This is a genomic window from Streptomyces sp. NPDC033270 (assembly GCF_055576575.1).
Map to the genome: position 1 here is coordinate 314,128 of NZ_JBVIRA010000003.1, position 11,776 is coordinate 325,903.

An 11,776-nucleotide genomic window follows, 5' to 3' on the forward strand; every position below is an offset into this window, starting at 1 on the left:
GGCCCGCACGGCGTTCCGGCGCGTGCCGAGCGGGGCCCGCGCGTCAGGCCGCGCCGAACAGCTCCGCCAGTCCGCGCTCCAGACCCAGGTACGGCGACTCGCCGCCGGCGGGCACGGCCGCGTAGGACCGGGCGAGGAACCGCAGCACCTCCGCGGTCCTCAACTGGACCATCGCGATGCCCTCGTCGGCGTGGAACTCCATCACCGTGCGGTCCGGGCCGCACGGCCGCACCCGGACATCGCCCCGCCCGGCCGGTGTCCGCAGCCCCTCGTCCAGCAGCTCGCGGGCGAACGTCCAGTCCACTGCGGAGCCGTCCAGCGAGATCTCCGGCGGGAAGGACATCCGCACCGCCAGCGGGTCGGCGGGGTGGTAGCGCAGCACGGCGGGGACCGCGTATGTGCCGGGGGTGGTGGCGATGAGGCGGACCTGGACGGCGTGGTCGATGACGGTGTTCATCGCGCTGCTCCCTCACGGCTGTCGGTCATGGGCAATGGCTCGTCCAGTAGGACGCCGTGCCCACTCCCGCCGTGCACGCGAGGGGTGTGTGAGGTGCGTCACGTTTCAGGCGTGCCGGTCGGCTGCCCTTACCCACTACGGCAGTTGCCCCCAGACCTGGTGCCGCTCCCCGGGCCGGACCAGGAACTCGTCCAGGATGCCCGGGGCCGCCGCCGCGGCGAACGCCGGAGCGTCGTCGGCCGCGAGGTCCCGGATGCGGTAGCCGTCCTCGCCCGCCGCGACCGCCGCGGTGAGCGTGACCAGGCCCGACCGACGGGTGAACGGCGAGGTGGAGAACGTCCAGGCGGCGACCCCCTCGCGCTGGAGGGCGAAGGTGTCGCGGCTGAAGGTCCCCGAGCGCCCGACCAGGTACCGGCCCTCGACGGCGTGCCCCAGGCTGCGGTACGCGTCCCCGGCCAGCCACAGCGTCAGCGGCGTGCCGAGCACCGCGTAGATCCACGCGCAGTGCAGCAGTACGGGGGTCAACGCCGCACCCAGGCCCGCCAGCACCGCGGTACCGGGCAGCACGACGAACAGCAGGCCCCGTACCCGGCGTCGGCGCAGGGCGGCGCGCGGATGCGGCGCCAGCGCTGCCGGTGCACAGCCGCCGGGGAACGGTGCGCCAAGCGCCCCGCCCGCCACCCGCAGCGCCTGCGCGCGGGGCGCCGGCGGCAGCAGCCCGCTGCGCTTGCGGTTCTCCTCGCGGTTGCCCAGGCCGCCGGCCACCGCGCGCACCAGCGCGCCGCCGCCGGCCCGCAGCAGCAGGGGCTCGCGCAGCACCACCCCGCGCAGCCGGGCCCGTTCGATGGTGACCGAGCGGGTGGTGAACAGCCCGCGGCGGACCCGCAGGGTGCGGGCGTCGGTCCACTCCAGGCGGTAGCTCCACCAGTTCTCGACGTACAGGGCGATCGCGCCGAGCGAGCCGAGGGCGAGGACGACCAGCAGCGCCGCCGGGACCGTCAGCCAGAGCGCGCTCGCGCCGAAGTCGACGAACGCCTGCCGGACGAAGCCGATCTTCCACGGCTCGACGCCTATCCCGTCCAGCACCCGGTAGATGGATCCGGCCACCACGAACACCCCGCCGACGACCCAGAAGGTCAGCGGTGCGTAGCGCAGCCAGCGCCAGTTGATGCGGGCCAGGACCGGATCCTGCGCGGCCCCCTCGGTGTCGGCGCGGGCGAGCAACTCCGCGCGCAGCCGGTCGGCTTCCCGGGTCGTGAGCGCCTCCAGTGACAGCTCACCGCCACCGTTCCCCGAGCCCGCCGTGCCGGCCCGCAGCACGGTGACGCCCAGCAGCCGGTGCAGCGGTGTCGCCGTCAGATCGACGGTGCGGATGCGGTGCAGCGGCACACTGCGCAGCCGCCGGTTCAGCAGCCCGGTCCGTACGTCGAGGGAGTCGGCGGTGACCCGGAAGTCCGTACGCGCCCAACGGATCAGGCCCGTCGTGGTGACGACGGCGAACGAGGCGGCGATGGCGGCGAGGGTGATCCAGGCCTTGGTGCCGATCCGGCCCCCGGTGGCCAGCGCGGTGAGCGCCAGGGAGGCCAGCGGCGCGCCCATCCAGCCGCAGTGCACCAGCAGGGTGCGTGGGTCCAGCCGCCGCCAGCGGGGAGCGGTGGAAGGGGCGGCGCCGGGGGCGGTGCGGGCGTCGCGGTACCCGTCGGACACGCCGGGCACCTCGGGAGGCAGCGGTGCGCTCATGCGGCATCACCCGGCACGGCCTGCGCGGCCTCGCCGATCCGCCGGGACAGCTCCTCGGCGTCGGCGTCGGACAGTCCCGCGATCTTGATGTCGCCGGCGGTCGAGGCGGTGGTGACGGTCACCGTCGCCAGTCCGTACCGCCGCTGCAGCGGACCGCGCACCGTGTCCACCGTCTGCACCCGGGACAGCGGCGCGATCCGCCGCTTCTGCCAGAACCAGCCGCCCGCGGCGTAGACCGCGCGGCCGCCCAGCTCCCAGGCGTGTACCGCATACCGCCAGCGCGGCATCACCACGAGATAGCCGACGGCCGGCAGGACCAGCGTGACCAGCAGCAGCGGTCCCAGCCAGGGCAGCGCGCCGGGGAAGAACAGCAGGGACAGCACCGCCATGACGAGCGCGGTGAGCAGCATCGGGCCGCTGAGCGTCAGCAGGGCCTGCAGGGTCCACCAGGTGCGGGCCCGGGGATCGACACGGTGGCGGGGCGGGCGCAGGAGCGGGGCGGCGTGCTCGGGCATCAGGGTGTCACCGGTTTCCAAGTCAAGCGTATTGAGTGGCGGTACGTTATAACGGTACAAGCGACTTGTAAAAACCGGCAGGGGGTCGCGGCAGCCGGAGTCATACGGGAAGAACGGCGCCCCGCGAAGGGCGCGCGGTGTGAGAAGGAAGGGCTCGTCCGTGCCCAAGAAGGTGGACCACGAAGCCAGACGGCGGGAGATCTCCGAGGCGCTCTGGCGGATCACCGGCAGCCGCGGACTGGACGCCGCGAGCCTGCGCGACGTCGCCGCGGAGGCCGGCATCTCGCTCGGCCGGCTCCAGCACTACTTCCGCACCAAGGACGAGATGCTGATCTTCGCCCTTAGGCACATCAACCAGCTCGCCGCCGACCGCATCCGCGCCAGGATCGAGGCGCTCGCCGAGGAGCCGACGCCGCGCGAGGTCCTGCGCGCCTGCCTGACGGGCATGCTGCCGCTGGACGACAACAGTCGCATCGGCGTGCTCGTCGGCGCCGCCTACTACGCCCGCGCCGTCCATGACGCCACCCTGCGCGCCGAGGCCCGCGACGGCATTCCCCAGCTCGGCGCCTTCTTCGCCGACCAGCTCCGGCGCGCAGCGGAACGCGGGGAGCTGCCCCCGGAGCGCGCGACCGAGGACCAGGCGATGCTGCTGATCAGCGTCGCCGACGGGCTCGCCAGCTACGTCCTGCTCGAAGTGCACGAGCCACAGGCCGCGGTGCGGCTGCTGGACCTGCACCTGGCGAACCTCTTCGGGGACGCCGCCGAGGGGCGGGCGCCGGCGCCGGAGTGAGCCGGGGGTGGTTCGGCGTCAGGGGGGCGGCCCCGGTGGCCGGGGGGTTACGCCTCGCGCAACAGGGCGTCGAGATCGGCCTCGACGTCCAGATACCGCGCCTCGTCACCCTTCGCGACGACCTCGTAGGACCGGCTCAGGAAGCCGCGCAGCTCCGGCGCGTCGAACTGCACCACCGCCATTCCGCCCGCGGTGTGCAGCTCCACCACGACGACGTCGTGCTCACCGTCGGGGTTGCTCGGCCAGATCTGCACATCGCCCGCGCCCGCCGACCTGTACAGCCCCTCCTCCAGCAGCTCCCGGCCGAACGTCCAGACCACCTCCGCGCCGTCCAGCGACGCGACGGGCGGAAAGACCAGGCGTACCGCGAACGGATCGGCGCGGTCGTAACGCAGGTTCGCCGGAATCACCCGCGACCGGGGAGTGGTCGCGATGAGACGGGCCGAAACGGCTTGGTCGATGACGCTGGACATCGCCGGCTCCCTTGCAATTGGTGCGGATCCCTGGGTGTACAACCACTAGGACGGCAAGGCCATTGCCGCGGGTGCATTGGAATCCCATGGATTCCTGCGTGACCTGCATCACGAGGCGGAGGAATGTATCCCCATGCGCCGCCATATGCCCTCTTTGCTGTCCGGGGATCCAGGGCCCCGGTGCGCGACGCCGCGACATGACGGTACGTCAGTTTTCGGACGGACATCATGAACTCGCCCTCGGCGGCCGCCCGGTGGCCTGGACGGAGCCGCCGCGCTGGGCTAGCTTCCAGCGCACAACACGAGCGGGGTGGGGCGAATGCGGCGCATGGTGCACAGCGGGTCGTTCTTCGGCGGCGTGCGGAGCGGGGCTCCGCTCGGGCGGCGGGTGGCGCGCCGGATGGCGGCAGCGGCGCTGGCGGTGACGGGCGCGGTCGCCGCCGCGCCCGGCCCGCCGGCCGTGGCCGCCGCCGTCACCCATGAGCCGGCGGCGGCAGCGCAACGCACCACCCCGCTCGCCGGCGCCGGCTGGCAGCTCAAGGACAGCGGCAGCACCGCCCGCTTCCGCGGCCTGGCGGCCGTCAGCCGCAGCACCGCCTGGGTCGCCGGTACGGGCGGCACCGTGCTGCGCACCCACGACGGCGGCAAGCACTGGAGCGACGTCTCCCCGCCCGGTGCCGGCGCGCTGGAGTTCCGCGACGTCGAGGCGTTCGACGGCCGCCGCGCGGTCGTCCTCGCCATCGGCGAGGGCGAGGCATCGCGCGTCCTGCGCACCGACGACGCCGGCGCCACCTGGCGCGAAAGCTTCCGCAACACCGACCCCCGCGCCTTCTACGACTGCCTGACCTTCTTCGACCAGCGGCACGGCATCGCGCTCAGCGACCCCGTGGACGGCAGGTACCGCATCCTGTCCACCGGGGACGGCGGCCGCAGTTGGCGCCTGCTGCCGTTGGACGGCATGCCCCCGGCGCAGCCCGGCGAGGCCGCGTTCGCCGCCAGTGGCCAGTGCCTGGTCTCCACCGGCAGCCATGACGCCTGGATCGCGACCGGCGGCGCCGCCACCACCGCCCGCGTCCTGCACACCGCCGACCGCGGGCGTACCTGGTCGGTCGCCGACGCTCCCCTTCCCGCGGGCGATCCGGCACGCGGCGTCTTCGCCCTCGCCTTCCGCGACCGGGCACACGGCCTCGCGGTCGGCGGGGACTACCGCCCCGACCAGCTCTCGCCCCGCGCCGCCGCGGTCAGCGCCGACGCCGGCGCCACCTGGACGGCGGCCGCCGAACCCCCCGAGGCCTACCGCTCCGGTGCCGCCTGGCTCCCGCACTCCCGCCGCCTGGCCCTGGCGGTCGGCCCGTCCGGCAGTGACCTCACATTCGACGGCGGCCGGACCTGGCACCCGTTCGACCAGGGCTCGTACGACACCGTCGACTGCGCCCCTGACCTGGGCTGTTGGGCAGCGGGGGAGCGGGGCCGGGTCGCACGACTGGGGTGGTGAGCGGCGCGGGCGGGGCGGTGGGCCGAGGCGGCGGGCGGGAGCCCTTCGGAGCGGTGGGCCGGGCCGGCGGGCGGGAGCCGTTCGGAGCGGTGGGCCCAAGCGTCCAAGGGCGCTTTCCCCGCACCGTCCCCGCACTCCCTGGCACCCGCGGTCACTCCATGAGACTGCCGAGCCGCCCCTCCAGCACGACCAGCAACTCACCCAGCGCCACGGAGAGTTCCTCCTGCCGCTGATCACCGATGCCGTCGAGCAGCGCCGCCTCGTACCGCAGCTGCTCCGGCAGCAGCCGGTCGATGGTTTCGCGGCCCTCGTCGGTGAGCGAGAGATGCGCCACGCGGCGGTCCCGGTCGTCCGGCCGACGGGCGATCAGCCCCCGCTCCTCCAGCTGCCGTACGCGCTTGGTCACCGCCGCCCCGGAGGCGAAGGTCTCCCGGGCGACCCGCCCAGGGGTCAGCTCGCGGTCCATCCGGCGCAGGGTGCCGAGGATGTCGAACTCGGGCCGGGTCAGCCCGGCGCGCCGCAGCGGCGCATCGGCCGCCTGCTGCAGCAGGGCGGAACAGCGGTTGAGCCGCCCGATCACCGCCATCGGGCCGGTGTCCAGCCCCGGGTGCACCTGCTGCCACTGGCGCAGCACCCCTGCGACGATGTCCTCGGTCACCCGCACTCTCCTCTCGGCCAGGCCCTCCGCCGCTCGGTCCCCTCCGAGCGGTCGGCGCCGGGGTCAGGCCCGGGACCGCGGCGTCCGGCGCGGCCCGTCCGCTGCTGGTCACCCGGTCCGCTGCTGATCACCCGGACAGGACCTCATTGTGCCTGCCGCACGGCGCCGTCCGCCGCGCGGGCAGGCGTACGGGTCAGGCGGCCGGCGCCGGTGCCGGCGCCGCGGCGCCCGTCGTCCGCCCCCGACCCATCGAAGACGCCGCAAGACCCACCGAAGAGGCCCCGAGCCGCCGGACGACTCCGGCCAGTGCATGGTGCCCCCGCTGCTCGGCACCGGCGATCCGCTCCTGCGGGACGGCGCGCTGCCACCACTCGCCGGCCGCCACCTCCGCGGCCTCCCGCAGCTCGACCAGGCAACCGGCCAGCCGGTCGCGCGCCCAGCAGATCTCCCGAGCCTCGTCGGCCTTGGGCGTCGCTCCCGCCGCGAGCAGCCGGAGCACGGCGGCCTCCGCCTCCGCCAGCCGCTCCAGCGCGCCCTCGACACGGTCCGCCGCCCGCCGGTTGGTGACCACCACACAGCACACCAGGCCCACCGTCGCGCCCACCACGGTGTCGATCCAGCGGTCCGCGATCAGCGTCGCCGCCGGCCGATGACCGCCGAACTCCGTCAGCAGCAGCGCCATCGGCGTGACCCACACGGAGCCCAGCCAGTAATTGCGGCTGATGCAGGCCTCCGCCCCGAGCTGGCAGGCCAGCGCCAGGGCGACCATCGCGAGCGGCCCGGTGCGGATCACCGGCAGCAGCGCGGTGAACAGCAGCAGACCGAGCAGATTGCCCAGGGTGCGCTGCAGCGCGCGCTGCCAGGAGAGCGTGGTGTTGGCCTGGTAGATCGAGGCGGCGGTCACCACGGCCCAGTACGGGTGCCCGACGCCGACCACCATCGAGGCCCAGCCCGCCAGTACACACCCGGCGGCGACCCGTACTCCTATGGGCAGCAGCGGTGAACCCGGCGCCAGGCGGGAGGCCACCGCACGCGGCCCACGCGGATGATCGGGGGCAGGCCGCCGCGGGCCCACCACTTCGGCGCCGGCGCCCGCCTTGGGTCCCCCGGACCGGCCGCCGCCCCGCGCCTCGACGGCGACGCCGATCCCTTCCCCGGCCTGTGCCACCGAGAGCGAGACAGGGGGGAGCGGGCGCCCGCGCCGGAGGTCACGGGCCCAGGTGGCGAGGACGGCGGCTTGGGCTTCGGTTTGGGCTCTGGATGGGGCTTGGGCTATGGATCGGGCTTCGGCCTGGGATTCAGCTCGGGCTATGGATCGGGCTTCGGCCTGGGATTCAGCTCCGGCCCCGGCTCGGGCTTCGGTGCCTCCGGGCTCTGGGTCACCCGTATCCGCCAGTACCGCCTCCGCCCGCATCAGCAACCGTTCGAGCCCGGTCCGCGCCGCCGCCTTCTTCGGGGCGCGGGCCGCCGGGACCAGGAACAACGTGTGCCAGGCCGCGTTCACGGTGGCCGCGGCCGCATGCCGGGCGTGCGCCGACCCGGCCGCCGCCGTGCCGCCCGCATCCGGCTTCGCACGCAGCAGACCGGCGGCGGCCTCCAGCGCACGGGCGGTCGCGATCCGCTCGGGACCCTGCGGACGGACCAGCGCCGGCGCCATGCACACCAGCCAGGCGAGCACGCCGGCGCCGAGAGCCAGCGCCAGGTGCCCGGGGACCTGCCCCAGGCGCTGCGGCACGAAGAACGCCGACGCGGCGACGAAGGTCAGGATGAGGTTCCCCGGCGGGCCGATGCGCGTCGCGTCGCAGACCATCTTGTGGACCGCGGCGAGCAGCGAGGCCAGTACGACGAGCAGCGCGGCCGAGGAGATCAGCGAGGCCGCGGTCAGTGCCACACCCAGGCTCGTGACCATGCCGAGCACGACCCACGACAGCGTGCGGGCGCGGGCGGCGTACGGCAGACCGTGCGCGTACAGGGCGCACATCGCCCCGGCCGAGGTGTAGAGGATCAGATCCAGCCGGCCCAGGACGAGAAGCGTGAGGTCGGGGATCGCCAGGGCGACGACCGCGCTGAGCGCCGGCTTGTGCCAGATGTCGACGGGGCGGCGCAGCCGCACGGTGCTCTTGATCGGCAACGGCCGGGTGCGCACCACGCCCGTCGGCTCGACGCTCCCTGTCCTCCCACGCTTCCCGGCGGGCCTGGCATGCTTCCCCATGGAAGGAAGATTAGCAGGTGTTTTACTCGTGAAGAGTTTTGCGGTGTCGCGCCGCTCCGCCCCCGCCACCGCCCCCGCCCGGGAGCGGACCTCGCCCGGCGTAGAGCGACAATGTGCGGGTGCCAGCCGCCAAGAAGAAGACGACCACCGCGAACGCGTCCCCGGAGCGCCGCCGCGAACTGCTCGACACCGCGGCCGAGGTCTTCGCCGCGCAGGGCTACAACGCCACCACCGTCCGCCGGATCGCGGACGAGGCCGGGATGCTCGCGGGCAGCCTCTACTACCACTTCGATTCCAAGGAATCGATGCTGGACGAGATCCTGTCCACGTTCCTGGAGGAGCTGTGGGACGGCTATGACGCGGTGCTCGCCGCGCGGCTCGGACCGCGGGAGACGATCGAGGCGCTGGTCACCGAGTCCTTCCGGGAGATCGACCGGCACCGCGCGGCCGTCGCGATCTACCAGAAGGAGGCCAAGCACCTCGCTGGTCAGCCCCGCTTCGGCTACCTCGCCGACTCCCAGCGGAAATTCGAAAAGGCCTGGCTGGGCACGCTGGAGCGGGGAGTGGCCGACGGGGTCTTCCGCGCCGACCTCGACATCCGGCTGACGTACCGGTTCGTCCGCGACACCGTCTGGGTGGCCGCCTCCTGGTACCGGCCGGGCGGGCTGCACAGCCCCGAGGAGATCGCCCGCCAGTACCTGTCGATGGTGCTGGACGGCATTGCCTTACGCGAATGATCAGCCGGTCGGGCGAGGGGCGACGGCCCGAGCCGCGGCGGCGCGCTCTCCGGCCCCCGGGCTCGGCCGGCGCATGACGCTGAGGCCGTTCAGCAGGAGACGTTCTTCACGTACAGCGCCCGCGGCGTCGTCGCCGTCTTGCCGTAGCGGACGTTCTTCGTCGTACCCCCGGAGAGGCGGCCGCGTGGGTCCTTGTGGTGGGGGATGACGACGGTGAAGCACGAGGTGCGCAGGGCGCACAGATTCGCCAGGCGTACGTACCGCTGACCGTCCTTGTCGAAGTACTTGCGCACCTTGACGCACCGCGGCGGATGGCCGGCGGCTGCCGCTTCCGCGGCGGTGGTCAGTGTCAGTGAGGCGCTGCATGCCACTGCTGCCAGCGCTATGGCCAGAAACTTCCGCACGTCATCTCCCCCGAGAGAAACTCAGACTCAGACTCCCCCTGCGAAACCCGTACTGGGTTCGCACGTTCATTCCCCATTGTCCACACCCGCACCGCAAAATCAGCCCCGGGTGCCACACGGGGACACAGATGCGACACAAGAGCGACCTTTTCGATACCGGGTGGGACGGTAGCGAAACGCATGGAAACGGGGCAAACGGCTAGGTGCTCGGTCGCACCCTGCCGGGGTGCCGTCACCGTCCGCCACCGCAACTTGTCTCCGCGTCCGGGCCGGGTCGCGCCGCGGGGCCCGCACGTGGCGGCACGGTGACACGCCGCCCGGCCGCGGCTCCATCTCATCGATGCGCAGCTAGTCCAACGCCAGCCGGGACGGTCGCGCCAGCCGGGACGGTCGCGCCAGCCGGGACGGTCGCGCCAGCCGGGCCGGTCGCGCCAGCCGGGACGGCGGGCCGCCTGCCGTCGACCCGAGGTCTCCAACGGGCCGGAGCCTCATTCGCCGGCAGACGGACGTGCCGTCACCACCCTCAGCCCCCGGTCGGCGAACTCGCGACGGGTTGCCTCCTTCGCGCCGCCGTCGGTGATGAAGGTGTCGAAGACATCCGCATCGCCGACCCGGGCGAAACAGCGCTCGCCGATCTTCGACGAGTCCGCGACGACGACGGCGCGCCGGGCACGCTCGGCCATCAGGCGGTTGACCCGGGCCTCCGCCTCATCGTGCACCGTGGCCCCCATCAGCGGGTCCATTCCGTTCGCCCCGATGAACGCGATGTCGATCGAGATCTGCTGCAGTACCAATTCGCTGAACGGGCCGACGAGTTCGAACGACCGCGAGTGCGCCACCCCGCCCGTGAGCACGATCTTGATCTGCGGCCGCACGGCCAGCTCGTTGGCGATGTTGAGGGAGTTGGTGACGATGGTCAGATGCGGCTGCGGTCCCGCTTCGGCGAAGTCCGGACGGGTGGCCAGTACCCGGGCGATCGCCGTGGTCGTCGTGCCACCGCTCAGGCCGACCACGTCGCCCCGCTCGACCAGCTTGGCCGCGGCCCTCGCCACCGCCTCCTTCTCCTCCGACCGGTGCGCGTGCTTGTAGCGGATCGGCAGGTCGTACGCCACCGAGCTGAGCACCGCCCCGCCCCGTGTGCGGGTCAGCAACTGCTGCTCGGCGAGGGCGTCCATGTCGCGCCGCATCGTGGCTGCCGAGACCTCCAGAGCGGTCGCCGCCTCCTCGACGTCTACCCGACCCCGGTCCCCGAGCAGCTCGAGCAGTGCGTTCATCCGTTCATGGCGCTTCATGGCGCGAGCCTAATTCGTTTCCCTCGGCCACTGTGACGCCCAGTGGGCGCCCCGCTCTGGGGCGGCCGCCTGCTCACCCCCGAGCCGGCGCCTGGGCCGCGTACTGGACCGGAACCGTCGTCGGAGTGCCCAGCACGCCCAGCAGCCTCGCGGCTTCCTCGGCCACTGCCTCGCGGGCCGGTTTCACATACTTCCGGGAATCCACCAGCGACGGATCCGCGCCCAGGGTTCGGCGTATCGAGTGGGTGAAGACGGATACCAGATGAGTGGAGATATTGATCTTCGTCATTCCGGCGGCGATGGCGCGGCGCAGCTCCTCGTCCGGCACTCCGGAAGAGCCATGGAGCACCAACGGCACCGGCAGGGCGGCGTGCAGCGCCCTGATGAGGTCCTTGTCCAGCACCGCCGTACGCTCGTGCATGGCATGCGACGAGCCGACGGCCACCGCGAGGGCATCCACACCGGTGGCACGGACGAAGGCCAGGGCCTCGTCCGGGTTCGTGCGCACTCCCGGTGCGTGCACGCCGTCCTTGCCGCCGACCTCGCCGAGCTCCGCCTCGACATAGGCGCCCCGCTCGTGGCACCAGGCGGTGAGTTCAGCGGTGGTGGCGACGTTCTCCTCGTACGGGAGCGCGGAGGCGTCCACCATGACCGACCCCACTCCGGCCCTGATGCCTTGGCGGACCAGGTCCGCATCGGTGATGTGGTCGAGGTGTACCGCGATCCGGGCGCTGGAGCCCTCGGCGAGAGCGAGGGTGGCGCGGGTGATCGGCAGCAGACTGCCGTGGTAGCGGATGCAGTTCTCGCTGATCTGCAGGATCAGTGGGATGCCGGTGTGCTCGGCGGCGGTGACCAGCGCCTCGGCGGTTTCCAGATGGATGACGTTGAAGGCCGCCGCGCCGACCTGGGCCTCACGCGCGGCGTCGACGATGGATGAGGTGGGAACGAGGGGCATGGCGCGCTGACTCCCTTGCGTGCGGGGTGGATTGGAGTGCGGGGCACA

At 73.1% G+C, this 11,776-nt stretch carries 12 protein-coding genes; 3 read left to right on the forward strand and 9 right to left on the reverse strand.

From position 1 onward, the window contains the following. Positions 1-43 precede the first annotated feature (43 nt). The 3 genes from ssgD (ACZ5XZ_RS07585) to ACZ5XZ_RS07595 form a co-directional block, all read right to left on the reverse strand. Positions 44-457, reverse strand: a complete 414-nt coding sequence (ssgD, locus tag ACZ5XZ_RS07585; protein WP_468975157.1) for a spore wall synthesis regulator SsgD — start codon at positions 455-457, stop codon at positions 44-46. A gap of 135 nt (positions 458-592) precedes the next feature. Beyond that, on the reverse strand, positions 593-2,197 hold the full coding sequence (locus tag ACZ5XZ_RS07590) for a PH domain-containing protein (RefSeq protein WP_468975158.1): 1,605 nt from the start codon (positions 2,195-2,197) through the stop codon (positions 593-595). Then, a complete protein-coding gene (locus ACZ5XZ_RS07595; protein ID WP_468975326.1) occupies positions 2,194-2,712 on the reverse strand; it encodes a PH domain-containing protein in 519 nt (172 codons plus the stop codon). Before ACZ5XZ_RS07595 ends, ACZ5XZ_RS07590 begins: the two co-directional genes overlap by 4 nt. Positions 2,713-2,872: 160 nt before the next feature. Here ACZ5XZ_RS07595 and ACZ5XZ_RS07600 point away from each other — a divergent pair, with 160 nt between their 5' ends. Beyond that, the gene (locus ACZ5XZ_RS07600; RefSeq protein ID WP_468975159.1) at positions 2,873-3,502 is read left to right on the forward strand and encodes a TetR/AcrR family transcriptional regulator; all 630 of its coding nucleotides are present in this window, start codon (positions 2,873-2,875) and stop codon (positions 3,500-3,502) included. A gap of 47 nt (positions 3,503-3,549) precedes the next feature. Here ACZ5XZ_RS07600 and ssgD (ACZ5XZ_RS07605) read toward each other — a convergent pair whose 3' ends face one another. Next, positions 3,550-3,975, reverse strand: a complete 426-nt coding sequence (gene ssgD, locus ACZ5XZ_RS07605) for a spore wall synthesis regulator SsgD (RefSeq protein ID WP_468975160.1) — start codon at positions 3,973-3,975, stop codon at positions 3,550-3,552. 400 nt (positions 3,976-4,375) lie between these two features. Here ssgD (ACZ5XZ_RS07605) and ACZ5XZ_RS07610 point away from each other — a divergent pair, with 400 nt between their 5' ends. Continuing rightward, on the forward strand, positions 4,376-5,470 hold the full coding sequence (locus tag ACZ5XZ_RS07610; RefSeq protein ID WP_468975328.1) for an oxidoreductase: 1,095 nt from the start codon (positions 4,376-4,378) through the stop codon (positions 5,468-5,470). 151 nt (positions 5,471-5,621) lie between these two features. Here the strand turns inward: ACZ5XZ_RS07610 and ACZ5XZ_RS07615 are convergent, their stop codons facing one another. Together ACZ5XZ_RS07615 and ACZ5XZ_RS07620 are read right to left on the reverse strand one after the other, a co-directional pair. Continuing rightward, positions 5,622-6,128 carry a MarR family winged helix-turn-helix transcriptional regulator gene (locus ACZ5XZ_RS07615; protein ID WP_468975163.1) on the reverse strand — a complete coding sequence of 169 codons (507 nt, stop codon included), beginning with the start codon at positions 6,126-6,128 and terminating at the stop codon, positions 5,622-5,624. Between the two features lie 193 nt (positions 6,129-6,321). Next, positions 6,322-8,340 carry an FUSC family protein gene (locus ACZ5XZ_RS07620; RefSeq protein ID WP_468975165.1) on the reverse strand — a complete coding sequence of 673 codons (2,019 nt, stop codon included), beginning with the start codon at positions 8,338-8,340 and terminating at the stop codon, positions 6,322-6,324. Between the two features lie 119 nt (positions 8,341-8,459). Here ACZ5XZ_RS07620 and ACZ5XZ_RS07625 point away from each other — a divergent pair, with 119 nt between their 5' ends. After that, positions 8,460-9,077, forward strand: a complete 618-nt coding sequence (locus tag ACZ5XZ_RS07625; RefSeq protein WP_468975167.1) for a TetR/AcrR family transcriptional regulator — start codon at positions 8,460-8,462, stop codon at positions 9,075-9,077. Between the two features lie 89 nt (positions 9,078-9,166). Here the strand turns inward: ACZ5XZ_RS07625 and ACZ5XZ_RS07630 are convergent, their stop codons facing one another. The 3 genes from ACZ5XZ_RS07630 to ACZ5XZ_RS07640 all read right to left on the reverse strand — a co-directional run bounded on the left by ACZ5XZ_RS07630 (position 9,167) and on the right by ACZ5XZ_RS07640 (position 11,728). Further along, positions 9,167-9,481, reverse strand: a complete 315-nt coding sequence (locus ACZ5XZ_RS07630) for a hypothetical protein (RefSeq protein WP_468975169.1) — start codon at positions 9,479-9,481, stop codon at positions 9,167-9,169. A 488-nt stretch (positions 9,482-9,969) separates the two neighbouring features. After that, entirely contained in the window at positions 9,970-10,773 is an 804-nt protein-coding gene (locus ACZ5XZ_RS07635) for a DeoR/GlpR family DNA-binding transcription regulator (protein ID WP_468975170.1), read from the reverse strand. A 73-nt stretch (positions 10,774-10,846) separates the two neighbouring features. After that, positions 10,847-11,728 carry a class II fructose-bisphosphate aldolase gene (locus tag ACZ5XZ_RS07640; protein WP_468975172.1) on the reverse strand — a complete coding sequence of 294 codons (882 nt, stop codon included), beginning with the start codon at positions 11,726-11,728 and terminating at the stop codon, positions 10,847-10,849. Positions 11,729-11,776 lie beyond the last annotated feature (48 nt).